21 protein-coding genes are annotated in these 23,417 nt (G+C 64.1%); 15 read left to right on the plus strand and 6 right to left on the minus strand.

Annotation, left to right across the window (positions count from 1 at the left end):
- Positions 1 to 11: 11 nt before the first annotated feature.
- On the minus strand, positions 12 to 653 hold the full coding sequence (locus ACFE70_RS01890) for a hypothetical protein (RefSeq protein WP_375416009.1): 642 nt from the start codon (positions 651 to 653) through the stop codon (positions 12 to 14).
- A gap of 183 nt (positions 654 to 836) precedes the next feature.
- Here ACFE70_RS01890 and mnmA point away from each other — a divergent pair, with 183 nt between their 5' ends.
- The 6 genes from mnmA to ACFE70_RS01920 all read left to right on the plus strand — a co-directional run bounded on the left by mnmA (position 837) and on the right by ACFE70_RS01920 (position 8,828).
- Positions 837 to 1,991 carry a tRNA 2-thiouridine(34) synthase MnmA gene (mnmA, locus tag ACFE70_RS01895; RefSeq protein WP_375416199.1) on the plus strand — a complete coding sequence of 385 codons (1,155 nt, stop codon included), beginning with the start codon at positions 837 to 839 and terminating at the stop codon, positions 1,989 to 1,991.
- Between the two features lie 176 nt (positions 1,992 to 2,167).
- Complete coding sequence (locus ACFE70_RS01900; protein ID WP_375416010.1) at positions 2,168 to 2,929, plus strand: hypothetical protein; 762 nt, start codon at positions 2,168 to 2,170, stop codon at positions 2,927 to 2,929.
- Between the two features lie 107 nt (positions 2,930 to 3,036).
- Positions 3,037 to 4,779: a S8 family serine peptidase gene (locus tag ACFE70_RS01905; protein ID WP_375416011.1), complete on the plus strand. Its 1,743-nt coding sequence runs from the start codon at positions 3,037 to 3,039 to the stop codon at positions 4,777 to 4,779.
- Between the two features lie 120 nt (positions 4,780 to 4,899).
- On the plus strand, positions 4,900 to 5,241 hold the full coding sequence (locus ACFE70_RS01910; RefSeq protein ID WP_375416012.1) for a hypothetical protein: 342 nt from the start codon (positions 4,900 to 4,902) through the stop codon (positions 5,239 to 5,241).
- Positions 5,242 to 5,451: 210 nt separating this feature from the next.
- The gene (gene rpe / locus ACFE70_RS01915; protein ID WP_375416013.1) at positions 5,452 to 6,192 is read left to right on the plus strand and encodes a ribulose-phosphate 3-epimerase; all 741 of its coding nucleotides are present in this window, start codon (positions 5,452 to 5,454) and stop codon (positions 6,190 to 6,192) included.
- Between the two features lie 50 nt (positions 6,193 to 6,242).
- Positions 6,243 to 8,828, plus strand: a complete 2,586-nt coding sequence (locus tag ACFE70_RS01920; RefSeq protein ID WP_375416014.1) for a TonB-dependent receptor plug domain-containing protein — start codon at positions 6,243 to 6,245, stop codon at positions 8,826 to 8,828.
- 53 nt (positions 8,829 to 8,881) lie between these two features.
- On the opposite strand, the gene ACFE70_RS01925 is transcribed toward ACFE70_RS01920, so the two are convergent.
- The 3 genes from ACFE70_RS01925 to ACFE70_RS01935 all read right to left on the minus strand — a co-directional run bounded on the left by ACFE70_RS01925 (position 8,882) and on the right by ACFE70_RS01935 (position 11,000).
- Positions 8,882 to 9,508, minus strand: a complete 627-nt coding sequence (locus ACFE70_RS01925) for a hypothetical protein (RefSeq protein ID WP_375416015.1) — start codon at positions 9,506 to 9,508, stop codon at positions 8,882 to 8,884.
- 93 nt (positions 9,509 to 9,601) lie between these two features.
- Positions 9,602 to 10,324 (minus strand): sterol desaturase family protein, encoded by a 723-nt coding sequence (locus tag ACFE70_RS01930; protein ID WP_375416016.1) that lies wholly within the window; start codon positions 10,322 to 10,324, stop codon positions 9,602 to 9,604.
- 100 nt (positions 10,325 to 10,424) lie between these two features.
- A complete protein-coding gene (locus ACFE70_RS01935; protein WP_375416017.1) occupies positions 10,425 to 11,000 on the minus strand; it encodes a Crp/Fnr family transcriptional regulator in 576 nt (191 codons plus the stop codon).
- 476 nt (positions 11,001 to 11,476) lie between these two features.
- Here ACFE70_RS01935 and hisG point away from each other — a divergent pair, with 476 nt between their 5' ends.
- The 9 genes from hisG to hisIE all read left to right on the plus strand — a co-directional run bounded on the left by hisG (position 11,477) and on the right by hisIE (position 20,186).
- Positions 11,477 to 12,328 carry an ATP phosphoribosyltransferase gene (gene hisG, locus ACFE70_RS01940; protein ID WP_375416018.1) on the plus strand — a complete coding sequence of 284 codons (852 nt, stop codon included), beginning with the start codon at positions 11,477 to 11,479 and terminating at the stop codon, positions 12,326 to 12,328.
- 130 nt (positions 12,329 to 12,458) lie between these two features.
- The gene (gene hisD / locus ACFE70_RS01945) at positions 12,459 to 13,802 is read left to right on the plus strand and encodes a histidinol dehydrogenase (RefSeq protein WP_375416019.1); all 1,344 of its coding nucleotides are present in this window, start codon (positions 12,459 to 12,461) and stop codon (positions 13,800 to 13,802) included.
- 60 nt (positions 13,803 to 13,862) lie between these two features.
- Positions 13,863 to 14,909 carry a histidinol-phosphate transaminase gene (hisC, locus tag ACFE70_RS01950; RefSeq protein ID WP_375416200.1) on the plus strand — a complete coding sequence of 349 codons (1,047 nt, stop codon included), beginning with the start codon at positions 13,863 to 13,865 and terminating at the stop codon, positions 14,907 to 14,909.
- A 67-nt stretch (positions 14,910 to 14,976) separates the two neighbouring features.
- Positions 14,977 to 16,089 (plus strand): bifunctional histidinol-phosphatase/imidazoleglycerol-phosphate dehydratase HisB, encoded by a 1,113-nt coding sequence (gene hisB, locus ACFE70_RS01955; protein WP_375416020.1) that lies wholly within the window; start codon positions 14,977 to 14,979, stop codon positions 16,087 to 16,089.
- 76 nt (positions 16,090 to 16,165) lie between these two features.
- Positions 16,166 to 16,765 (plus strand): imidazole glycerol phosphate synthase subunit HisH, encoded by a 600-nt coding sequence (gene hisH, locus ACFE70_RS01960; RefSeq protein ID WP_375416021.1) that lies wholly within the window; start codon positions 16,166 to 16,168, stop codon positions 16,763 to 16,765.
- A gap of 98 nt (positions 16,766 to 16,863) precedes the next feature.
- The gene (locus ACFE70_RS01965) at positions 16,864 to 17,586 is read left to right on the plus strand and encodes a HisA/HisF-related TIM barrel protein (protein ID WP_375416022.1); all 723 of its coding nucleotides are present in this window, start codon (positions 16,864 to 16,866) and stop codon (positions 17,584 to 17,586) included.
- A gap of 59 nt (positions 17,587 to 17,645) precedes the next feature.
- Entirely contained in the window at positions 17,646 to 18,383 is a 738-nt protein-coding gene (locus ACFE70_RS01970; RefSeq protein WP_375416023.1) for an HAD family hydrolase, read from the plus strand.
- Positions 18,384 to 18,430: 47 nt separating this feature from the next.
- Positions 18,431 to 19,225, plus strand: coding sequence for an imidazole glycerol phosphate synthase subunit HisF (hisF, locus tag ACFE70_RS01975; RefSeq protein ID WP_375416024.1), 795 nt, complete (start codon positions 18,431 to 18,433; stop codon positions 19,223 to 19,225).
- Between the two features lie 307 nt (positions 19,226 to 19,532).
- On the plus strand, positions 19,533 to 20,186 hold the full coding sequence (hisIE, locus tag ACFE70_RS01980; RefSeq protein ID WP_375416025.1) for a bifunctional phosphoribosyl-AMP cyclohydrolase/phosphoribosyl-ATP diphosphatase HisIE: 654 nt from the start codon (positions 19,533 to 19,535) through the stop codon (positions 20,184 to 20,186).
- 160 nt (positions 20,187 to 20,346) lie between these two features.
- Here hisIE and ACFE70_RS01985 read toward each other — a convergent pair whose 3' ends face one another.
- Together ACFE70_RS01985 and ACFE70_RS01990 are read right to left on the minus strand one after the other, a co-directional pair.
- A complete protein-coding gene (locus tag ACFE70_RS01985) occupies positions 20,347 to 21,543 on the minus strand; it encodes a hypothetical protein (RefSeq protein ID WP_375416026.1) in 1,197 nt (398 codons plus the stop codon).
- A gap of 600 nt (positions 21,544 to 22,143) precedes the next feature.
- Positions 22,144 to 23,289, minus strand: coding sequence for a tetratricopeptide repeat protein (locus ACFE70_RS01990; protein WP_375416027.1), 1,146 nt, complete (start codon positions 23,287 to 23,289; stop codon positions 22,144 to 22,146).
- Positions 23,290 to 23,417: the final 128 nt, after the last annotated feature.

Raw genomic sequence — 23,417 nt, forward strand, 5'->3', positions numbered from 1 at the left:
GGGGCGCCCGCTCAATCGGCTTCCAGCGCCTCAAAAATGGCTTCCAGCTCCGTGAAGTCGCGCAGGCCGGGCTTGATTTCGTCGCCGCCTGGCAGGATGAGGCCGGCCAGACCAAGGCCGATTGATTGCAAAGCGGTGTTAGGAGTAAGCTGACCGCTCAGCCACAAGGAAGGGCGAGAGGTCGGCCGTGCCGCCTCCTGATACGAACCTTGGTTGGGTAGAAAACTATCGGCCTCAATCGCTAGCCCAAATCCAGCGGGAAAATGGCTTGCCAGGCCGCTAGTCATAGCGTCGCGTTCGTAGGCGTCGAAGATGATTTCAGGCGACACCTCAACTATCACAGGCACCGCAAGCAGAGCCGGCTTGAAAAACTCGACAGCGTAAGGCTCATCATAAAGCAGCAGCACGCGGCTGAGCCCGCAGGTTTGCACCAGCTCGTTGATGGCGGGGTAGGGAGTAGCCGGCGTAAACTCGCCAATCAATTCCACGCCCGACACCCAGCCGGCCAGCTCCCGAATCAGCTCCGGCGTGACGGCCCCCGGCAAGCTTGGGTCGAGGGTGAAGATGAGGCCGTCGGCGCCCATGCCGGCGCAGTAGCGGGCGTCGGAGAGGTTGTTGATGCCGCGCACGAGCACGGGAAGCAAGAGTGACAATTTAAGTGAACAGTTAGCAGTGAACAGTGAGCGGCCCGGCAGACTTACGCCAGCAGGGCAAAGGTCGGCAACTGTTCATTGCTAACTGTTCACTGTTCACTGACGTCGTACCTTTGCGGCAGCCGGCAGCCGGAACTTTCACTTCCCTGGGTGCCTTGCTTTTTTATGACAGTAGATACGACAATGACCGGCAAAGGCCGGGTGCTCGTGGCCATGAGCGGCGGCATTGACAGCAGCGTGGCGGCCGTGCTGCTCCACGAGCAAGGCTACGAGGTGGTGGGCATGACCATGAAAACCTGGGACTACGCCTCGGCCGGCGGCTCGAAGAAGGAAACCGGCTGCTGCTCGCTGGACTCGATTAACGACGCCCGCGACATTGCCGTGCAGCTGGGCTTCCCGCACTACATCATCGACATCCGGGACGAGTTCGGCGATTTTGTGATTGACAACTTCACCGATGAGTACCTGGCCGGGCGCACGCCCAACCCCTGCGTGCTCTGCAACACCCACATCAAGTGGGACGCGCTCTTGCGCCGCGCCGACCAGCTCGGCTGCCAGTTTATCGCCACCGGCCACTACGCCAACGTGCGCCAGGATGCCGAAACCGGCCGCTACGTGGTCAGCAAGGGCCTCGATGAGCACAAAGACCAGAGCTACGCGCTCTGGGGTGTGACGCAGCAGAGCTTGAGCCGCACGCTGTTCCCGCTGGGCAACATGCGCAAAACCGAGATTTACGAGCAGGCGCGCCGCCGCGGCTTCACCGAGCTGGTCAACAAGCCCGAGAGCTACGAAATCTGCTTTATCCCGGATAACGACTACCGCGGCTTTCTGCGGCGGCGGGTGCCGGGCCTGGAAGCGCGCGTGGCCGGCGGCAACTTCGTCACCCGCACGGGCCGGGTGCTGGGGCAGCACGCGGGCTACCCGTTCTACACTATCGGGCAGCGCAAGGGCCTGGGCGTGGTGCTGGGCTATCCGGCCTTCGTGCTCGAAATCCGGCCCGATACGAACGAAGTCGTGCTCGGCAACTACGACGAGCTGGCCAGCTCGGCCACGGTGGTCGGCAAGCTCAACATGGGCAAAGCGGCCACGCTAGCCGGAAAAGGGCTGGTGCCGGCCGTGGTAAAAGTGCGCTACAACCACGCGGGCGGCGCGGCGGCGTTTTTGGAAGAAGTGGACGGCAAAGTCCGCATCTATTTTGAGGAGCCGGTGCACGCCGTCACGCCTGGCCAGGCGGCCGTCTTTTATGACGGCGACGATGTGCTGGGCGGCGGCTGGATTGAGCGCCACGTCATCGGCGAAATTCCAGTGCTGCGCCAGGCGGCGGCGCTCAACGGGTAGTGACTTCTCAAACGAGCTACTTGCCGGATTATAACTTATAATTCGAAATGGATAACTAAAAGAAACGGCATTCCGGGACTTCCCCGGAATGCCGTTTCTTTGTCTTCGCACCGGCTAGGCTTAGGCCGCGGTGCATTGATTGGCTTGCTTTATCACCTCCCTATCTCTGTTATACTATGCCGATAGCTACTCTTTTTACGCGCCGGCCGCTGTTCGCTGGCCTGACTTTGCTGGCGGCGCTAAGCCTTCAGCTGGCCAGCTGCGGCCCCGACACGGCAGCCGAGCCCACCTTTGGCAGCACCGAGCTATACCCGTTGCGCGTGGGCACCTACCGCATTTTCGCGGTGGTCGATACCGTGTGGCGCGAAAACCGGCCCACCATCCGCGCCTACGAGCAGCGCGAAGTGGTGGCCGACTCGTTTCCCGGCCCGGCCAACAGCCTGGGGCAGCCCAGCCTGAGCTACCGGGTGGTGCGCGCCCGGCGCGCCACGGCCGCCCAGGCCTGGGTCGAGGACAGCGTGCTGGTGCTCACGCCCTTGCCGCAGGCTTTGCTCCTGAGCCAGGGCAACCGCCGCACGCTGGAGCTGCTGTTTCCGGTGCGCGCCGGCCGGGTTTGGAACCGCCTGGCCTTTGATGCGCCGGACTCGCTCAGCCGTGAGTACCGCCGCCTGGGCGAAGCCGTGACCTTGGCCCTGCCCGCCGGCCCGCCCCAAACCTACGAGCGCACCGTGCGCACCACCGACGCCGACCAGGGCGACTTGTTTTTTCAGCGCGGCTACGAGCAGATTTACGCGCCCGGCGTGGGCCCCGTGCAGCGCCGCCGCCGCAACCTGAGCACCTTCACCCTGGAGCCCGACGGCCGCCAGATTCCCAACCCCAACTACTTCATCGAAGGCAGCACCCACCGCGAGGTGCTGCTGGAAATGGGCCGGCTTTAGCCAGGGATAATGCGTAATTAATAAGAAATAATCACACCGGCCGGCGCGGCTAAACTTCTGGCCTCCACCTACGCGCCTTTATTTTTCACTGAGTAACCGCTTCCCGGATGAGCTATAAACTGTGGGCCTTGCTGCTGCTGGGGGGGGTAGGGCTGTTAGCGCCCGGTGCCGCCGCGGCCCAGGCGCCCGTGCCCGCGCCGGGCACCGTGCGCCGCCACCTGGTATTTTTCCGCGACAAGGCCGGCTCGCCCTTCAGCCTGGCCCGGCCCGAGGCGTTTCTGTCGGCCCGCAGCCTGGCCCGCCGCGCCCGGCAGCGCATCGCCGTGCGGCCCCGCGATTTGCCGGTCAACCCAACTTATCTGGCCCGGGTGCGGGCCGTGGCCGGCGCGCCGCAGCTGCGCTATAGCTCGCGCTGGCTTAATGCCGCCGTGGTGGCCTGCGACTCGGCCACGCTGGGCCGGGTGCGGGCGCTGCCCGAAGTGAGCGGCACCCAGACGCTGAGCGTGGGTCCGCGCCGGACGGGGGGGGTAGGGCAGGGCCGGGTTGCGGCGGCAAGCGCTGCGAAAGGGGGGGTAGGGAACCAGCCGGTCCTGGCGGCCGGCTTGCAAGGCCGCCGCGCCACCTACGGCCCGGCCTTCCCCCAGAACGAGCTACTCGGGGCCGTGGCCCTGCACGAGGCCGGCTTCCGGGGCGAGGGAATGCAGATTGCGGTCTTCGACGCGGGCTTTCCGGGCGTCAACACCGTAGGGCCCTTCCAGCCCTTGCAGCGCGAGGGCCGCCTGGCCGGCACCCGCAACTTCGTGGATGGCGGCACGGGCGTCTTTCTGCGCGACAGCCACGGCACCAGCTGCCTGAGCACGCTGGCCGCCAATCAGCCCGGCTTTTTCGTGGGCAGTGCCCCGCAGGCCACCTACTATTTGTGCATCACCGAAGACGCCGGCTCGGAGCGCCCGGTGGAGGAAGCCAACTGGCTGGCCGCCGCCGAGTACGCCGACTCGGCCGGCGTGGACGTTATCAGCTCCTCGCTGGGCTACACCTTGTTCGACGCGCCGGCCCGCTCCTACACCTACGCCGACCTCAACGGCCGCACCGCCCTCAGCTCGCGCGCCGCCCTGGAAGCCGCCCGCGTCGGGATGCTGGTGGTCAGCAGCGCCGGCAACGAGGGCAACAAGGCCTGGCGCTACGTCACGGCGCCGGCCGATGCCGACTCGATTATCAGCGTCGGCGCGGTCGATTCGCTGGGGCGGCGGGCGGCGTTCTCGTCGGTCGGGCCCACCGCCGATGGCCGCCTCAAGCCCGAGCTGGTGGCGCAGGGCGTGCAGACGGCCGTGCTCACGCCCGCCGGGGCGGCCGTGCGCGGCAACGGCACCTCGTTTGCCGCCCCCACGCTGGCCGGGCTGGCGGCGGGCTTCTGGCAGGCCCACCCGCAGCTCACGGCCCAGCAGGTGCGCGGCTACCTCCTCCGTTCGGCCTCGCAGGCCGCCGCGCCCGACAACCTGCTCGGCTACGGCATTCCCAACTTCAGCGCGGCCCAGGCTTTGGTGCCGCCCGCCGCGCTTCCCGCCCAGGAGCTGGAGCTGTACCCTAACCCCCCCACTGACGGCAGCGGTACGCTGCGCCTGCGCCTGCCGCCGGCCTACGCGGGGTTGGCCCTGCGCGTGCGCATTACCGATGCCCGCGGGGCGCTGGTACGAGACTTGGCGCTGCCCGCCCCGACGGATGACGGGCGGGCCCGCCCCGATGATGTACGGGTGCTGGCCGTGGGCGCGCTGGCCGGTGGCAGCTATATCTGCCGGGTGGAGGGGGTAGGAAATCAGCCCGCGCGCAGCCTGCGCTTCGTGCAGCCCTGAGTAGCTGCCTGACTAATTCAAGTAGTAAAACGGGCTGTTTTTGGCTAAAGTAGTAGGTAATTTAAAGCAAATCCTGTATCTTTCGGGCGTCAAAATCACCCTTTTTTACTTGTTGGACGCATGTTACAGTTAATGGTTACCAAGCGCATCGGGCGCCGCCAGTTTCACTTCACCGTGTCGGGAAATAACCTGCACGAAACCGTGGCCGAGTACGACCGCCTGAGCTTTGCCGACGTGGCGGCCTGCGGCATCTGCGGCTCCGACAACCTGGATTTGGCCTCGCGCGTGGCCCAGGGCAAGTTCAAGTACACCAGCATCAAGTGCCGCGACTGCCGCGCCGACATCACCTTCGGCAAGCGCGAGGATGACGACCAGACCTATTTCCTGCGCCGCCGCGAGGGCGGCGAGCTGGACTGGAAAGCCTTCTCGCCCGACCGCACCGATGCCAAGGGCGAGAAATAAGTATTAGTGGTTAGCTTTCAGATTAAGGCCCGCTGAGCTTGCGCTCGGCGGGCTTTTTTGTGGCCTGGCTGACTTGTTGGCGGCGCGGTGGCCATCTCACGCCGGGTTTCGCCGGGTTAAAACGCCGGGTTTTGCGGGGCTCGGACGGCGCTTATCGGCATCTTATTTTTCGGCAAGCAAAGCGCTACGGCGTAGCTTACCTTTGCCCACATGAGCAACTCCCGCCCGCGCCGCCCGCTGCTGGCGCCCTCGCTGCTGGCCGCCGATTTAGCCAACCTGCAAGGCGAAGCCGAGCGCCTGGCCGGCAGCGCCGCCGACTGGCTGCACTTCGACGTGATGGACGGCCGCTTCGTGCCCAATATCTCGTTCGGGCTGCCCATTCTGGCCGCCCTGCGCCGCCACGCCCGGCAGCCCATCGACGTGCACCTGATGCTGGCGGACCCGCAACCCTACCTGGCCGCCTTCCACGACGCGGGCGCCGCCAACCTGACGGTGCACTACGAGGCCTGCGTGCACCTGCACCGCGTGGTCGAGCAAATCAAGAGCCTGGGCTGCCGCGCCGGCGTGGCCCTCAACCCCCACACGCCAGTGAGCGTGCTCGAAGACCTGGCCGCCGACCTGGACGTGGTCTTGATTATGTCCGTCAATCCCGGCTTCGGTGGGCAGCAGTTCATTCCCAACACCCTGCGCAAAGTGGCGGCCCTCAAAGAGCTGCTGCTCGATACGGGCTCCGGGGCCCTGATTGAGATTGACGGCGGCGTGAGCCTGGCCAACGCCGGCCCGCTCGTGGCGGCCGGCGCCGACGTGCTGGTAGCGGGCAACTTCGTGTTTAGCGCACCCGAAGGGCCGGTGGCGACGCTGGCCGCGCTGCGCGAGCACCTGGCGGGCCTGGAAGTGGAGCAGGGGAGTAGGGACGGGCGCACGCGCCGCTCGTCAGCCGGGCCACTCTAAGCCGGGTTACTGTAATAAGACCAATAAGAACAGCCTTACCAATTGTCCGCTTGAGTGCTAACTACTTGCTGCGTGGGGTGCGGCGCTGGCCGCTGCGGCTGAGCCTGGGCCTGCTGCCCCTGGCCGGCCGGGCCCAGATTGAGGCGCCGACGGCCGCGCCAGTGCTGCCGGCCGCGCCCGTGCTCACCGGCACGGTGCGCGACGCGCAGGGCCAGCCGCTGGAGCTGGTGGTGGTCGGGCTGGAGGGCCGGCCGGGCGGGGCCACGACCACGGCCGAGGGCACGTTCCGGCTGGCCTTGCCGGCGGCGGGGGGGGTAGGGAAGGAGCTGCCGGCGGCGAGCGTCGTGCTGGTGGTGCGCCGCCTGGGCTACCTGCCGCTGCGCCAACCGCTGCGCCTGCCCGAAGACGCCGCCCAGCCCCTGCGCCTGACCCTGCGCCTGGACCAGCGCGCGCTGGGCGGCGTGACGGTGCGCGGGCGCTCGGACGAGGCCGATTTGCGCGAGCAAATCAGCGTCAGCCGCATCGACCCGCGGGCGGCCAAGGAGATTCCCTCGGCCTTCGGCGACTTTAACGCCATTCTCAAGACGCTGCCGGGGGTGACGAGCAACAGCGAGCTGAGCAGCACCTATAACGTGCGCGGCGGCAACTACGACGAGAACCTGGTGTACGTCAATGGCTTCGAGATTTACCGGCCCTTTCTGGTGTCGCAGGCCCAGCAGGAAGGGCTGAGCTTTATCAACCCGGATTTGGTGAGCCGCGTCGAGTTCAGCGCCGGCGGCTGGCAGCCTAAGTTTGGCGACAAGCTCAGCTCGGTGCTTAGTATTGACTACAAGCAGCCCGAGAAGTTTGCCGCCTCGCTCACAGCCAGCCTGGTGGGCGGCGCGGCCCACGCCGAGGCGCGCTCACCGGGCGGGCGCGTGAGCTACCTGGCCGGCGTGCGCTACAAGAACGCGCAGTACGTGCTGCGCTCGCTCAAGCAGGCGCAGGGCGGCTACAATCCCACTTTCTACGACGCGCAGGCCTACGTGACGGTCGGGCTGGGGCCCCAGGACAATATGCAGCGCACCAGCCTGGGACTGCTGGGGGCACTGAGCCACAACGACTACCGCTTCACGCCCGAGAGCGGCGTGGCCACGTTCTCGACGGCCACGGCCCAGTTTACGCGCCTCTTCATTGCCTACGACGGGCGGGAGCGGATGCAGTACGACACCTACCAGGGCGGGCTGAATCTGCGCCACAACTTCCGCGACAACCTCCAGGCCGAGCTGCTGGCCTCGGCCGTGGTGAGCCGCGAGTTTGAGTTTCGCGACGTGGAGGCCAACTACCGCCTGGGTGAAGTGAACCGCGACCCCCAGTCACCCAATTTTAACAAGCCCACCCAGATTCGCGACATCGGCTCGGAGTTTCGCCACGCCCGCAACCAGCTCACGGCCCGAATTTTCACCCTCGAATTGCGCGGGCGCTACCTGCCCGGCGCTAGTCCCGAAACCGCCCGCCACGTCCTGCGCTGGGGCCTGAAAACCGGCCGCGAGCACCTCGACGACACCCTGGATGAGTACGGCTTCGCCGATTCGGCCGACTACGTGCCCGAGGCCCGGCGCACCCGCCTGCGCACCGATTTAAGCCTCACCAGCCAGCGCCACCAGGGCTACGTGCAGGACTCGTGGGCGCTGGACTCGTTGCGCACACTCACCTACGGCGTGCGGGCCCACTACTGGGACGTGAACCGGCAGCTCGTCGTCAGCCCGCGGGTGCAGTTTTCGCAGCGCGGGCGCCGCCATCCGGGTCGCTCGTTCAAGGGGGGGGTAGGGATTTACTACCAGCCGCCGTTTTACCGCGAGTTGCGCGACCAGCGCCTGCTGGCTCCCGGCCAGCAAACCGCCGCTCTCAACCCGGAGCTGCGGGCCCAGAAGTCGGTCCACTTCATCGTGGGCGAGGACATCAACTTCAGCCAGTTCGGGCGGCCATTCCGCTTCTCGATGGAGGCCTATTACAAGCACCTGACCGACGTAGTGCCCTACGACGTGGACAACGTGCGCCTGCGCTACCTGGCCAAAAACAACGCCCGCGCCTACGCCGCCGGCTTCGACGCCCGCCTGAGCGGCGAGTTCGTGCGCGGCGCCGAGTCGTGGTTCAGCCTGGGTTTGCTTTCCACGAAAGAGGATTTAGCGGGCGACTCCATCAGCACGTTTGATGAGGCTGGCCGCCCAATCAGCCGCCGGCCCAAAGGCTACCTGCGCCGCCCGCAGGACCAGCGCCTGAGCCTGGGCGTCTTCTTCCAGGACCATTTGCCCGACAATCCGTCGGTGCGCGGCTACGTCAACGCCGTCTTCGGCACCGGCCTGCCCTTCTCGCCGCCCGGCCTGAGCGACTACCGCGGCACGAGCCAGCTGGCGCGCAACTACTTCCGCGTCGATTTGGGCTTCAACAAAATCATCAGCCTGCACGCCAGCGGCGCCAAGCCCCACCTGTATTCGCCCGAGAGCCTGTGGCTGGGCCTGGAAATCCTCAACGTGCTCGGCGCCAACAACGTGGCCGGCTACAGCTACTTGCAAGACGTCAACGGCCGCACCTACTCGGTGCCCAACTACCTGAGCCAGCGCCTGGTGAATCTGCGCGTCATCGCCCGGTTCTGAGCGTCGCACCTGGGTAAGCCCAGTCGCCGGCCGGTGGCGAGTTGCCAGCCACTTTATTTCCAACGTCCTTTCCGCTGATATTCTACATAGGTAGCAGTAATCTGTTGGCGTAAGGTGGCGGGGTCGGTATTTAAGATTAAGTCAATCCCTTTTTGGTGACCTCGTTGAGAAATAAGGTAAGCGCGAACAACTTCGTCCTGCTGAGCTACTGAGGCTAGCGACCACCAGGCGCTGGTTCCGGTAAAGAACAGGTTTTGATTTTTTCGCTCATTGGCGTAGCGGCAGTTGCGAATCAATAAGTCCAGGTAGTGCGCGTTGCCCGTAGCAAAGTAGGCGCCCCAACTCATATCGTTGAAGCCAGGTGAAACCGGCGTTTTCTGGAAGAGCGAATCCAGCGCCGCCCGATAGCTCCGGGCTATGAGGCGTCTGAGTTGCAAATCAGAAATTTGAGTTAGGCGCGCAGTCAGCTGACTTTTCACCGTTGGTTCTTTGGTAGCTAGAGCACAATAGAACCCCTGATAACTTGGTGCATGATGAAGAATAACTGCTCGGCGCAACGTATCGCTGCTGGCCTCATTTAAATGCCTGACGAGAAGGGTGACTACGCTGGTGTCTGGCTTTAAGTAATATTGCTCAACAACGTGGGAATAGGTTTGGGGGCTGCTCTGGGTCTGTGCCATCCCCCGGCTGCTTAAGAGCAAGCACCAAATTAGAGCGTATCTGAAAATTTTCATTTGGTATCCACAGCTAGGGTTTAATGAATTTAAATATAATCAACTTTCTTTGTGCACGTCCTTGAAGCGCAGCATATCGAGCAGGCGCAGCTCCTTGGGCGTGTCGAAGCCGCAGGTGGCCGTGAATTTTTCGGGGTTGTGATAGGTGCCGAAGAGCATGTCCCACCACACGATGTCGCCGTAGTTGTTGGCGTGCTTTTCATATTCGTGGTGCAGGCGGTGCATCTCGGGCCGCTGAAAAACGTAGCCGACCCAGCGCGGGGTGCGCACGTTGGTGTGGTAGAAAAACTCGCCCAGCGCCGTGCAGAGTGTGTAGATGGCGCCGGCCTCGGCGCTCAGGCCCAGCAGCGTATAAATCAGCAGCCCGCCGATAAGGGAGTTGACCGTCATTTCCAGCGGGTGCTTGTAGAAGGACGTGCTGACTTCGAGGCGCTGGGGGCTGTGGTGAATCTGGTGAAAATGACGCCACAAAAAATCGACGCGGTGCCGCCAGCGGTGCCACCAGTAGAAGACAAACGTGGCGGCGAAGTAAGCCAGCAGCCCGCCCGCCCAGGCCGGCACGTGCCGGGAGAGGTGAAAGAGCGAATAAGCGGAGAGCCACTTTTCCCAGCTCAGGCCGGCCAGCAGTACGACGGCCAGTTGCAGGAAATTGACGACCAGCACCCGGCTGGTCCAGGTGGGCACGGCCGGCAGCTTCCAGCCGGGAAATAAGCGTTCGAGCAGAAAGCAGCCGGCGAACACGGCGAAAATGAGGGGGAGCATAAGGCAAAAGATTTAAGAGTGAATGAACGCCCCAAAGGTCCCGGTGCCAGTGCCCCGTTTTCCTGACATTTGTCATTTTCCCTATCCCCCTTGCCGCGCCTCAACCGCCTTGGCCCGGCCGGCCGCGCAGGCGGCTCAGCGTTTCGGGGGCCAGGCCCAGGTGGGAGGCAATGTGCTGCACGGCCACGCGCTGAAACACGTCGGGGAAGTCGGCCAGCAGCAGGGCCAGGCGCTCGGCGGCCGAGCGGGCGCGCAGGTGGCGGGCGCGCCGCTCACTCAGCACGTAGTAGTGCTCGACCAGCCGGCGGCCGATAAGATTAAACTCGGGAAAGTCGCGGTAGAGGCCCTGCAGCTGCGCGTAGCTGATGGAGGAGACCACGGCCGGCTCGAGCAGCTCCACGGTCTCGTCGCCGGGCAGCTGGGTGAAGAAGCTGAGGATGGAAATCACGAAGTCGCCCTCGCGCATAAACCAGGACGAGATTTCGCGGCCGTGCAGCAGGGTGTAGCCCCGCACGAGGCCCGTTTCGAGGAAATACACCCGCCGCGCCACCTGCCCGGGCGTCAGCAGCACGTGGCGGGCGGGCAGCGCCTCGCGCCGTGGGGCCAGCAGCAGCGCCGATTGCAGGGCCGGGCTTAGCGGTTGCAGGCGGCTTAGAAAGTCGATAAAGCTGGTCATCAGGGGCGGGTTGGGTGGCAAGTACGGGGTAGGGGGCGAAATAATTTTCAGTTCCGCCGCAAACCTTTGGCCGGCTTGGGGGTAGGAAAGGACAACTGCGAAACGGCGCCGGTTTGGCCGCTTGCGCATTCTGCCCTTACCTTTGCCCCGATGCTGCGCCCCCTGACGTCCTTGTGCTGGTTTGCCCCCGCCCCGCTCAGCGGGCTCGTCGCGCCATACCGGGCCGCGCGCCAGCACCACCATCTGCCGGGGGCCGGGCTGTGTGCCGGGGGGTGCTGAGCGCAACCCCGGCCGCCCGCGCCTCCACCGCCGTGCCCGTCGGCCGCCCTTGCAGCGGCCCGCCGGGCTTTTTCATTTCTAAAAAGGGAAGCTGAGCCGGCGCCACGTGAGGGCCGACCGCGCCTGGCCTTCCCCAAAGCAAGTAGCCGGAATGGCTCCCCGCTGCTTGCCGCTTGTTCATTGCCCATTCTACTTAAATGCTTCGATTAGCCATTCAGAAGTCCGGCCGCCTGAGCGAGGATTCGCTGACTCTTATCCGCGAGTGCGGCATCAGCTTCCAGTCCAGCACCTACAAGCTCAAGACCGAGGCCACGAATTTCCCGCTGGAAATCCTGTTTCTGCGCGACGACGACATTCCGGGCTACGTGCGCGACGGCGTGGCGGACCTGGGCATCGTGGGCCAGAACGTGCTCGAAGAAGCCGGCTGCACCGGGTTGCAAGTGGAGGCGCTGGGCTTCAGCAAGTGCCGCCTGGCGCTGGCCGTGCCGCGGGGCGAGGCGTATGAGTCGGTGCAGGACCTGCGCGGGCGCAGCATTGCCACGTCCTACCCCCAGCTGCTGGGCCGCTACCTGGCCGGCCACGGCGTGCAGGCCGAGCTGCACGTGATTAGCGGCTCAGTAGAAATCGCGCCCAGCATCGGGCTGGCAGACGCCGTATGCGATATCGTTTCGTCGGGCTCGACTTTGCTTGGCAACGGCCTGCGCGAAGTCGAAACCGTGTTTCGCTCCGAGGCCGTGCTCATTGCCTACGCGGCCCTACCCCCCGAAAAGCAGGTCCTACTCGAGCAGCTCCGGTTTCGGATGCAGGCCGTGCGCCGGGCCCGCCGCCACAAGTACATCGTGCTCAACGCGCCGGCCGCCTCGCTCGACGCGGTGCGGGCGCTGCTGCCGGGCATCAAGGCGCCCACCGTCACGCCGCTGGCCGACGCGGGCTGGGTGTCGGTGCAGTCGGTGGTGCAGGAAGACGCCTTCTGGCACATCACCGACCAGCTCCGCGCCGTCGGCGCCGAGGGCATCCTGGTGCTGCCAATCGAGAAAATGATAGAGTAAAATTCAGTGAACAGTGAGCAGTGAACAGTGAGCAGTGAGCAGTTGCCAAGGAGCGTTTTCCCGGCTGCTTTCCTACTGTCATCTGCGCTTGCTAACTGTTCACTGTTCACTGCTAACTGTTCACTGAATTTTGCAGACTTTTTCCTACCCCGACCCCCGCGACTGGGCGGCCTTGCAGCAGCGCCCGGAGCAGGCCGCCGCCCCCGACGTGGAAGCCCGCGTGCAGGGCATTTTTACGCAGGTGCGCCAGCACGGCGACGACGCCCTGCGCCGCTACGCCGCCGAGCTGGACGGCGCGCCCGGCCTGACGGAGCTGCTGGTCAGTGAAACTGAGCTGGCCGCCGGCGCGGCGCAGGTGCCGGCCGACTTGCGCGCCGCCATCGGCCAGGCGCGGCGCAATATCGAGGCCTTTCACCACGCGCAGGGGGGTAGGGAGCTGCCCGTGGAAACCATGCCCGGCGTGCGCTGCTGGCGCCGCGCCGTGCCGGTGCCGCGGGTGGGATTGTACGTGCCGGGCGGCACGGCCCCGCTCTTTAGCACCCTGCTCATGCTGGGCGTGCCGGCCCGGCTGGCCGGCTGCCCCGAGATTGTGCTCTGCACGCCGCCCGGCCGCGGCACGGGCCTGATTCACCCAGCCATTTTGTTTGTGGCCCAGGAGTTGGGCCTGACCAAAATCGTGAAGGCCGGCGGCGCGCAGGCCGTGGCCGCCCTCACCTATGGCACGGCGAGCGTGCCGGCGGTGGACAAGATTTTCGGTCCCGGCAACCGCTACGTGACGGCCGCCAAGCAGCTCGCGGCCCAGCGTGGGGTGGCCATCGACATGCCCGCCGGTCCTTCCGAGGTGCTTGTCATCGCCGACCACACGGCCAACCCGGCGTTCGTGGCCGCCGACCTGCTCTCGCAGGCCGAGCACGGCCCGGACTCGCAGGTTATTCTGTTAACTGATGCGCCGGAGCTGCTGCCGGCGGTGCTGGCCGAAGTCGAGCGGCAGCTCGCCGATTTGCCGCGCCAGGACGTGGCCCGGCGGGCGCTGGCCGCGAGCCGGGCCGTGCTGCTGCCCGACGCGGCGGCGATGCTGCGCTTCTCAAACCAGTACGCTCCCGAGCATTTGATTCTGGCCGTGGCCGACCCGGATGCGCTGGCCGCCGGGGTCACCAACGCGGGCTCGGTGTTCCTGGGTCATCTTACGCCCGAAGCCGTGGGCGACTACGCCTCCGGCACCAACCACACGCTGCCGACGGGTGGCCACGCCAGGGCCTACAGCGGCGTGTCGCTGGACTCGTTCGTGAAGAAAATCACCTTCCAGCGCCTGAGCGAGCAAGGCGTGCAAGGCCTGGCCGCCACCGTGGAGCTGATGGCCGAAGCCGAAGGCCTGCGCGCCCACGCCCAGGCCGTGGCCCTGCGGCGGCTCTCGCTGGCCGGGGGCAGTGACGAGCCGGCTTTGGCCGGGAGCAGGGGGGTAGGGAAGGAGTAGAGAAAGGGCCGCGAATAATCAGGCAATGACCGGGAAATGAAGACTGAGCAAGTGAAACCGATGAATATTGACGAGCTGGTGCGGCCCAACATCCGGGCGATGAAGGCGTATTCGTCGGCCCGCGACGAGTTTTCGGGCGCGGCGCAGGTCATGCTTGACGCCAACGAGAACAGCCTGGGCAGTGCCGGCCCGGCGCAGTTCAACCGCTACCCCGACCCGCAGCAGCGGGCCGTCAAGCAGCGGCTGGCGGGGCTCAAGGGGGTTCGCCCCGGCCAGATTTTTCTCGGCAACGGCTCGGATGAGGCCATCGATTTGCTCGTGCGCCTGACCTGCCGGCCGGGTCAGGACAGCATCCTGCTGCTGCCCCCGACCTACGGCATGTACGAGGTGGCCGCCAACCTCAACGACGTGGCTATCGAGCGGCTGCCGCTCACGGCTGACTTTCAGCTGGCTGCCGAAACCGGGGCGGCCATCGTGGCTTCCGATGCCCGGCTGGTGTTCCTCTGCTCGCCCAACAACCCCACCGGCAACCTGCTCGCGCCCGAAGCCATCGAGGCCGTGCTGCGCGGTTTTGGTGGCCTGGTCGTCGTGGATGAGGCCTACGCCGACTTTGCCGCCGCGCCGAGCTGGACCACGCGCCTGGATGAATTTCCGAATCTGGTCGTGCTCCAGACCTTCTCCAAGGCCTGGGGCCTGGCCGGCCTGCGCCTGGGTATGGCTTTCGCTTCGGAGGACATCATCCAGTACCTCAACAAAATCAAGCCGCCCTATAACATCTCCGAGGCCACCCAGCAGCACGCGCTCAGCGCCCTGGGTGCGGCCCCTCACTTCGGGCAGTTGCGGGCGGCGCTGCTGGCCGGTCGCGCCGGGCTGGCCGCGGAGTTGCCGGCCCTGCCCATTGTCGAGCACGTTTTCCCCTCCGATGCCAACTTTCTGCTCGTGCGCTTCCGCCCCGACGCGACGGCCATCTACGACTACCTGCTCGGCCGGGGCATCGTGGTGCGCAACCGCACCACCCAGCCCGGCTGCGCCGGCTGCCTGCGCCTGACGGTGGGCTCGCCGGCCGAGAACGAGTTGCTGCTGCGGGCGTTGCGCGAGTTTGCGTAGCGGGCCGGGCCGGCGCTGTGTTTAATTTCCTACCCCCCCTCGCCCGCCGCAAGGCCGGCGTAATCAGATGAAAAAAGTCTTATTTATCGACCGCGACGGCACCATCCTGGTAGAGCCGCCCGTGGATTTCCAGGTCGATTCGTTGAGCCCGGCCAAGTTTCAGTTTGTGCCCGGCGCCATCACGGGGCTGGCGCGCATCGCCCGCGAGCTGGACTACGAGCTGGTGCTGGTCAGCAACCAGGACGGGCTGGGCACGGCCTCTTTTCCCGAGGACACGTTCTGGCCCGCGCATCAGCTCATGCTGGATGTGCTGGCCGCCGAGGGGGTAGGGTTTGCCCGCGAGCACATCGACCGCAGCTTCCCGCACGAAAACCTACCCACCCGCAAGCCCGGCCTGGGAATGCTCCAGCAGTACCTGGGCCCGGAGAGCGGCTACGACCTGCCCAACTCCTACGTCATCGGCGACCGGCTCACCGACGTGGAGCTGGCGCAAAACCTGGGCTGCCAAGCCATTTTGCTGCGCCCCGCAGCCGAGGCCGACCCGCGGGCGGCCCTCATCACCACAAGCTGGACCGACATTTTTCAGCGCCTGCGCCTACCCCCCCGCACAGCTATGGTTCAGCGCGACACCAACGAAACCAAAATCCGCGTCGTCCTCAACCTCGACGGGCAGGGCCGCCCGCAGATGCACACCGGGCTGGGCTTCTTCGACCACATGCTCGACCAGCTCAGCAAGCACTCCGGCGTCGATATGGAAATCACAGTGCAGGGCGACTTGCACATCGACGAGCACCACACCATCGAGGACACGGCCCTGGCGCTGGGCGAGGCTTTTAATCAAGCCCTGGGCGACAAGCGCGGGCTGGCCCGCTACGGCTTCCTGCTGCCGATGGACGAGGCGCTGGCCCAGGCGGCGCTGGACTTTTCGGGCCGCCCCTGGCTGGTCTGGGAGGCCGAGTTTAAGCGCGAGAAAATCGGCGACATGCCCACGGAGATGTTCTTTCACTTTTTCAAAAGCTTCTGCGACGCCGCCCGCTGCAACCTCAATATCAAAGCCGAAGGCCAGAACGAGCACCATAAAATTGAGGCCATCTTCAAAGCCGTGGCTAAGGCAATGAAAATGGCCCTGGCCCGCGACGCCGGCCGCATGGAAATCCCCAGCACCAAAGGCATTCTTTAATAATTATAAGTTATGAGTTATGAATTGGCAGGACAGAATCAGCCACGATAACTCATAACAAGTCATAACTCATAACATGGAGGTCGTCGTGATTGATTACAAGGGCGGTAACGTGCAGTCGCTGCTTTTTGCCCTGGAGCGGCTGGGCGTGCGGGCCACGCTCACGGCCGACGCCGAGCACATCCGGCGCGCCGACCGGGTGTTGTTTCCGGGCGAGGGCGAGGCCAGCTCGGCCATGCAGGAGCTGCGCGCCCAGGGTTTGGATAAACTATTGCCGACCCTGACGCAGCCGTTTCTGGGCATTTGCCTCGGGATGCAGCTGCTGGGCCGCTACTCCGAGGAAAATGATACGCCGCTGCTGGGTATCCTGTCCTTCGACGTGACCCGGTTTCCGGCCGCCAGCACGCCCAAGGTGCCCCACATGGGCTGGAACACGCTGCACGCGCGGCGCTCGCCGCTGCTGGCGGGCCTGCCCGAAGAAGCCTACGTCTACTTCGTGCACAGCTACCGCGCCCCGGTCGGGCCCTACACGCTGGCCGAAGCCCGCTACCCGGAGCAGGCGCCCTTCAGTGCCGCCGTCCAAGCCGGTAACTTCTACGGCGTGCAGTTTCACACCGAAAAAAGCGGGCAGTTGGGCGAGCAGATTCTGGCCAACTTCTTGTTGCGCTGCGGGTAGGTGCTGCGGGTAAGTGCTACGTTGTGAGTAGGCCCCACTTTCCCCCACTTTCTGAGGCGGCATTGACCAGTTAGAGCTTATAATTCCCTACCCCCCCCTTGTTCCTCATTCCCGCCATTGATTTAGTTGCCGGCCAGTGCGTGCGGCTCAGCGCGGGCGACTTTGCCCGGCAAACCACCTACGCCGCCGACCCGCTGGCCGTGGCCCAGCGCTTCGAGCAGCTCGGCGCCCGGCGCCTGCACCTCGTTGATTTGGACGGCGCCCGCGCCCGCGAGCCGCGGCAGTTGGCCGTGCTCGAGCGCCTGGCCCGCCACACCAGCCTGCACATTGACTTTGGCGGCGGCGTGCAGAGCACGGCGGCGGCCGAGCAGGTGTTTGGCGCCGGGGCCGCGCAACTCACTGCCGGCAGCATTGCCGTGCGCGAGCCGGCGCTGGTGGGGGAGTGGCTGGCGCGGTTTGGGGCCGACAAAATTATCATCGGGGCGGACTTCAAGGACGGCTACGTGGCCGTCGGCGCCTGGACCGAGCAGTCGGCCCGGCCGGTGCAGGCGTTCATCGCCGACTACCTGGCCGCCGGCGCCACCACCTTCGTCTGCACCGATGTGCGCAAGGATGGCCTGCTGCAAGGCCCCTCGCTGGCCGCCTACCAGCAGCTGCGGGCCGCGCTGCCCGCCGCCCGCCTCATTGCCAGCGGCGGCGTCACCACCCTGGCCGACCTGGCCGCGCTGCGGGGGGTAGGCATGGCCGGGGCCATCATCGGCAAAGCCCTCTACGAAGGCACCATCACCGACGAAGAGTTAGCGGCCGAGTTGCGGCGTTAGGCCGGCGTGGAGGTTTTGCTTTGTTGGTTAGTTCCCTTTTTACCCTTGCCTGATTGGTTATGTCCGCCCCCACTGCCCCAACCACCATCCTCTTCGACTTAGACGACACCTTGTTTGATCACTGGGCCACGGCGCGGGCGGCGCTGGCCGCGGCCCTGGCCGAGCGGCCCGAATTGGAAACGGGGGATTTCGAGACCCTCTACCGGCGCCATAGTGCTTTGCTCGAAGAGCTGCACCCGCAGGTGCTGGCCGGCCGCTATACTCCCGACGCCGCCCGCCAGCTGCGCTTCCGGCGGCTGCTGGCACCGCACGGGGCGGCGGGCTGGTCCGACGAGGCCGTGGCCGGGTTCGCGCTCGCGCAGTACGGCCACTACCAGCGCCTGCGCCGGCCGGTGGCGGGCGCGCCGGCTTTGCTGGCGGCCCTGAACTCTAGCGGCTGCCGCGTGGGCATTGTCACCAACAACCGCACGGCGGTGCAGCAGGACACGCTCGCCGCCCTGGACCTGGACCGCTGGGTCGAGGAGTTAGTAACGTCCGAAGCGGCCGGGGTCGCCAAGCCCGACCCGCGCATCTACCACGTAGCGCTTGAGCGCCTGGGGTGCCGCCCCGAGCAGGCCGTCATGGTGGGCGACAGCTGGGAGAACGACGTAGTCGGCGCCCTGGCGGCGGGGATTCGCCCGGTGTGGCTCAACCGCTTCGCGGCCGCGGGCGGGCCGGCGCGGGGAACTCACGTGGCCGAAATCACGGGTTTGGAGCCGCTGGCTCAGGTGCTGGCGAAAATCCAGGGCCGGGGTTAGCGGGCGGCTTTTGCTTTTTCGCGCTTTCACTTTTTGATTTACTCGCCATGCTCACCAAACGCCTGATTCCCTGCCTTGACATCAAGAATGGCCGCACCGTGAAGGGCGTGCGCTTCGAGGGCCTGCGCGATGCCGGCGACCCGGTGGCCCTGGCCGCCCGCTACGCCGAGGAGGGGGCCGACGAGCTGGTCTTCCTCGACATCACGGCCACCAACGAGAAGCGCGCCACGCTCTTGCCGCTCGTGCGCGAGGTGGCCCGGCAGGTCAACATCCCCTTCACCGTGGGCGGCGGCATCAACACGGTGGCTGATGTGGAGCTGCTTCTGCTCAACGGCGCCGACAAGGTGAGCATCAACTCCGCCGCCCTGGCCCGCCCCGAGGTAATCGATGAGCTGGCCCGGCGCTTCGGCTCGCAGTGCGTGGTGGTGGCTGCCGATGCCCGCTACCACGAGCCGCCGCCGCCGGAGGGGGGGGTAGGGGAGGAGCCGGGCGCCGGCTGGCAGATATACACCCGCGCCGGCACCCACAACACGGGCCGCGCCGCCGTGGCCTGGTGCCGCGAAGCCGCCGGGCGCGGCGCCGGCGAAATCCTGCTCACTTCGATGAGTAACGATGGCACCAAGGGCGGCTTCGCGCTCGCGCTGACCGGGGCCGTGAGCCGGGCCGTGCCCGTGCCGGTCGTGGCCTCGGGTGGGGCGGGCACCCGGCAGGATTTTACGGATGTCTTCCTTCAGGCCGACGCCGACGCGGCGCTGGCGGCCAGCATCTTCCACTTTGGCGAAATCGGCATCCGCGAGCTGAAGGAGCACTTGCGGCAGGATGGTATTCTGGTTCGCTTGTAGCCAACTATACCCGTAACCTATCTGGCTGCGGCACCCCTGCTTCCCCCTGCTCTATTCGTACTCTTAGTCATACGTCGCTTGTGAGATAGGGTAGGGGGTAGGGATTCTGCCTGGCTCACCAAGGGCCTGTGGCCCGCTGGCTGCTCAACGGCTGACCTCTCGCCTTTAGGTCTGGTCGCAACTAGTGCGGTTTGTTTGGTATAAATTAAATACCTGGCCGCTGCTCTTCACTTAATACTTAACAAACAACTAAACAGTACGGCAGTCAGGAGCCAGGCGACTGTTGCTGGTATTAACTTTTGTGCTTATGCAACTCGACTTTCAAAAAATGCCCGACGGCCAGGTGCCGGCCATCGTCCAGGATGCGGCCACCGGGCGGGTGCTCATGCTCGGCTACCTCACCGAGGAAGCCTGGGTAAAGACCCAGCAGGAAGGCCGGGTCACGTTTTTCTCCCGCTCCAAAAATCGTCTCTGGACCAAGGGCGAAACCAGCGGCCACTACCTGGAAGTCGTGAGCCTGCACCCCGACTGCGACCAGGATGCTGTGCTCATCCGGGCCCGGCCCCTGGGCCCGACCTGCCACCGCGGCACCGTCAGCTGCTTTGAGCAGGCCGACCAGACGGTGGCGCCCACCGCGCCGGTTGGCTTCCTGGCCGAGTTGGAGCAGCTCATTCAGCGGCGCCAGCAGTTTCCGGCCGAGGAGCCCAACTCCTACACCGCCCGCTTATTTGCCCAGGGCCGGCCCAAGATTGCCCAGAAAGTAGGGGAGGAGGCCGTCGAGACAATTATCGACGCGGTGGCTGGCAACCAGGCCGGCCTACCCGGCGAAGCGGCTGACCTCCTGTTTCATCTGCTGGTCCTGCTATGCGCGTCGGGCTCCTCGCTGGCGCAGGTGCTCGGTGTGCTGCAAGCCCGCCACCAAACCATTGCCGCTGGCACCCGCCGACCTGATTCGGAATAGCTTCCCCACAAAATGCCTGCTGCCCGCTATTGACCTCCTTTAAAGTCAGTGGCGGGCAGCAGTTTTTATAAATATCAGATTAACATAATTAATATACAAGCACAAATCACCCTGGATGGACCCAAGATACTCTAATAGTGAGTTTTTCAGGCTCGCTATCTTAGCTATCCGTTTTTCGAAGTTGGCGACCAATTTTTTCGAGCAGCACGCGCGCCAGTGCCAGGTCGTCCTCATCCTGCACGTCCAGCACTGTATTAAGCCCGGGACCACTAAGCTCGATTCGGAAGCCAGTGGTAGTTGCTGTCTTAGCGACGGTAGGAGCAGGGGAACTGGCTGGCGAGTCCTCTGGCTTGTTTCGGTTGGTCTCACTAATCGCGACGGTTCGGGGGGTAGTAGGTGGTGGTGGCGCGGCAGCTTCCTGCTGTGAGGTGCGGGTTCGAGTAGTAGGGGTAGGGCTCGATTCGAAAGTTCTCTGTGCCGCCGCATGAAGTAAGCCTGGCCGCTGGGCGCCTGGGGTGCGGGTAGCGTCTGCCGGCGGGACGGCAGCCGTTGCGGGGGTAGCGCCGGTTAGGCCAAATAAGCTGGACACGGCGTCCGCACCACGCAACGGGCCAGGCTGGATTGCGGAAACGGGCTCTGGGTTGTCCTCAGCGAAGGGAAGTGGAGAACTGCTCTTATCGGCGACGGGTGCTGGTGAAGCTGAAGACGGGCTAAACAGCGGCTCTGCCACCGCCACTGGGGTTGGCTTGGGAGCGCCATCGCTACCAGCACTGCTGTTAGTATTTGTACTTGTACTGTTGGTCCGGGCCAGCTCGGCCCGAAAGGAGTTGGCGCCGAGTTCGGGGCTGGCTAGTTCGCGCCGGGGGGGCTGCTGGGCTGCTAGTTGGTCGATGTCAGCAATCATATTGCGCTCATCAAGCACGCCAACCATGCGGGCGCCGTCGATAAAAGCCTTAGCGACGCTCTGCGCATTGATTTCTTCGACGTCGAACTCCCGGATGAGCATAATGTCCAGCATCTGCACCGGCAACTCACGTGAGCGAAACTTGCGGCACAGCTGCGTAAAAAGCGGTGGTGTCAGGAATGCTTCGCGATGAAACAGTAATTCCTCCTGCTTGTCATAGGCGTGCTTGATACGCCGGAAAAGGGTCGTTGTGGTCAGCAGCTCCCGCTTACTGGTGAGTAGGCCAAACTTTACAGCGGAGCCCACAATGGCCTTGAAAGATCCACTCACCTTACGATTTAGTTTACGGGCGCAGGTATCCAGGGCGCACTTACCGCCCGTGTCATCCACTACGTCGGCTACTTCCCAGGCGCCGGCATAGCTGGTGCGGGGGTAATCAATCAGCTTAGGCATAAAAATTTAGATAGTACAAAGTAGGGGATGGCGCCGTTTGGAACGGTTGGAAGTGCAAGTATAAATTAAAAAGTATAAAGAGGAGAACCACTTGGTGCCAGATTATTTTTTAAGCATAAAATAGTTAAAAATTTGATAAAAGCAGTAATTTTTTAACTATTTTATGCTTTACAGTTATCAGCTTGTACCACCCCTTCATTTGTACTTTATAACGCGCTCATGACGCGCTTATCATCGGCATCAAAAGGGTTTCGCTTGGCAGCATTGCCACCGATTCTACGGGCCGTTGCCGAACACGAAGCTCACACCGACCTGTTACAGTTACAAAGGAGTGGCTGCCCAGTTCGCGTAGCGAGGTTAAACTGGGAGCACCTTAATTCAGTAATTCAGTGCCTTAATTCAATAGTGACTAGTGACTATTTGAGGTTGAGACACCTGAGGCATTCAGCCCTTGCGGTCTCCTTATTTTTCGTTTTCTGTGTTGTCTTATAATTTATATTATGTTAAGTTAAATTCTACTAAACTCTAATTTGCACGAAAAAGGCCCCGTTGCATTCGCAACGGGGCCTTTTTCACTTCCTAAGCCTTTCGGCCTCGGCCTTATTTCTTTAAGGTTTGCAGCTTAGCGTTCAAACGTTCGGAATCAACTGTGCGGCCAAGGCGAAAGTATACTTTTTGCAGCGACGTGAGCGTATTGCGGTCGTCGGGCTGCAATTGCAGGGCCTTCTCAAAGTAAGGCACCGAGTCCTGAAAGTACTTCTTGCCCTGCGCCTCCAGCACCTTGCCCGACTTCTGATACGTTTTCAGGTCCATCTTGCTGGCCTTGGTGTAGGCATCCGCGGCGCGGTTGTAGTTATAAACGCCGAGGTTGAACTGCGCATCGAAGTTATTAGGGTCCAACTCAGTAGCCTTGCGGTAGTCGGCCAGCGCCAGGTCCGTCTTCTTCTGCCTGTCGTACATTGAGCCGCGCACGGCATACAGATTGGAGTTGCTCGGGTCCGCGGCGATGGTTTTGTTGATTTTCGCCAGCGCATCCTCGCCCTTGCCCGAAGCAAGCGACACGTTCAGGTCCTCGAGCATAAAGCTCTTATTGTTGGGATAAGCGGCCAGCGCCTGCTGGAGCACTTTGGCGGCTTCAGCCTCATCGTTCTGCTGCCGGGCCAGCTGGAGCAGCCGCGCGTACAGGTTCACCGACTTGTAGTTCATGCCCAGCAGCTGGTTGTAGCTGGCCTTGGCCCCGGCGAAGTCTTGCTTGGCTTCCTGCGCGTAAGCCGAGTACAGCACGGCCGTCGTGTCGGCGGGCCGGATTTGCGCAGCCATCTTGTAGTTAGCCAGGGCTTTATCGTAGTCCTTGGCGTTGTAGCCTTCCACGCCGGCGTTAAAAGCCTGACCATACAGGTTATCGAGCTTGGCCGCCGCCTGCTTGCCATACTCGCCATCCTTGCCCTCGAGGGCAATGGCCTTCTGGTAGCTTTCGAACGCAGTGCGGGTGCCCTCGCCGGGCTGCAGGGCCTTGCCATAAATCGGGCTGGCCACCAGCTGGTCGTAGATATCGCCGCGGGTAAACCAGGTTTTGGCCTTGCCGCTGGTTTTTTCGTTGACAATGGCCTTGTCAATATCAGTGCGGGCCTTATCAAGCAGGCCGTTGCGCTGGTTCAGAATGGCGTTGGTCACGGCCGACTGCTGCGCGGCGGCGGGCAATGCCAGGGCCGCAACGGCGGCAACCAGTAGCAGAGTCTTTTTCATGGGAGTCAGAAAACAGGGGTGAATGATGAAACGAACGGCAAAGAAACTGCACCGTGGCCAACTAAACGCAAAGCAGTAGTCCAGGTTCCCTAAGCCGGGCTGCCCTACCCTAAGCCGGGCTGCCCTAC

This window comes from uncultured Hymenobacter sp. (genome assembly GCF_964243305.1).
Taxonomy (GTDB): Bacteria; Bacteroidota; Bacteroidia; order Cytophagales; family Hymenobacteraceae; genus Hymenobacter.

Coding starts and splice junctions, on each gene's coding strand:
- hisG (WP_375416018.1), top strand. CDS start 11,477: ATGCTTCGATTAGCCATTCAGAAGTCCGGCCGCCTGAGCGAGGATTCG.
- mnmA (WP_375416199.1), top strand. CDS start 837: ATGACCGGCAAAGGCCGGGTGCTCGTGGCCATGAGCGGCGGCATTGAC.
- ACFE70_RS01935 (WP_375416017.1), bottom strand. CDS start 11,000: ATGACCAGCTTTATCGACTTTCTAAGCCGCCTGCAACCGCTAAGCCCG.
- ACFE70_RS01970 (WP_375416023.1), top strand. CDS start 17,646: ATGTCCGCCCCCACTGCCCCAACCACCATCCTCTTCGACTTAGACGAC.
- ACFE70_RS01985 (WP_375416026.1), bottom strand. CDS start 21,543: ATGCCTAAGCTGATTGATTACCCCCGCACCAGCTATGCCGGCGCCTGG.
- hisIE (WP_375416025.1), top strand. CDS start 19,533: ATGCAACTCGACTTTCAAAAAATGCCCGACGGCCAGGTGCCGGCCATC.
- rpe (WP_375416013.1), top strand. CDS start 5,452: ATGAGCAACTCCCGCCCGCGCCGCCCGCTGCTGGCGCCCTCGCTGCTG.
- hisB (WP_375416020.1), top strand. CDS start 14,977: ATGAAAAAAGTCTTATTTATCGACCGCGACGGCACCATCCTGGTAGAG.
- ACFE70_RS01900 (WP_375416010.1), top strand. CDS start 2,168: ATGCCGATAGCTACTCTTTTTACGCGCCGGCCGCTGTTCGCTGGCCTG.
- ACFE70_RS01925 (WP_375416015.1), bottom strand. CDS start 9,508: ATGGCACAGACCCAGAGCAGCCCCCAAACCTATTCCCACGTTGTTGAG.
- hisC (WP_375416200.1), top strand. CDS start 13,863: ATGAATATTGACGAGCTGGTGCGGCCCAACATCCGGGCGATGAAGGCG.
- hisF (WP_375416024.1), top strand. CDS start 18,431: ATGCTCACCAAACGCCTGATTCCCTGCCTTGACATCAAGAATGGCCGC.
- ACFE70_RS01990 (WP_375416027.1), bottom strand. CDS start 23,289: ATGAAAAAGACTCTGCTACTGGTTGCCGCCGTTGCGGCCCTGGCATTG.
- ACFE70_RS01910 (WP_375416012.1), top strand. CDS start 4,900: ATGTTACAGTTAATGGTTACCAAGCGCATCGGGCGCCGCCAGTTTCAC.
- ACFE70_RS01930 (WP_375416016.1), bottom strand. CDS start 10,324: ATGCTCCCCCTCATTTTCGCCGTGTTCGCCGGCTGCTTTCTGCTCGAA.
- ACFE70_RS01905 (WP_375416011.1), top strand. CDS start 3,037: ATGAGCTATAAACTGTGGGCCTTGCTGCTGCTGGGGGGGGTAGGGCTG.
- hisH (WP_375416021.1), top strand. CDS start 16,166: ATGGAGGTCGTCGTGATTGATTACAAGGGCGGTAACGTGCAGTCGCTG.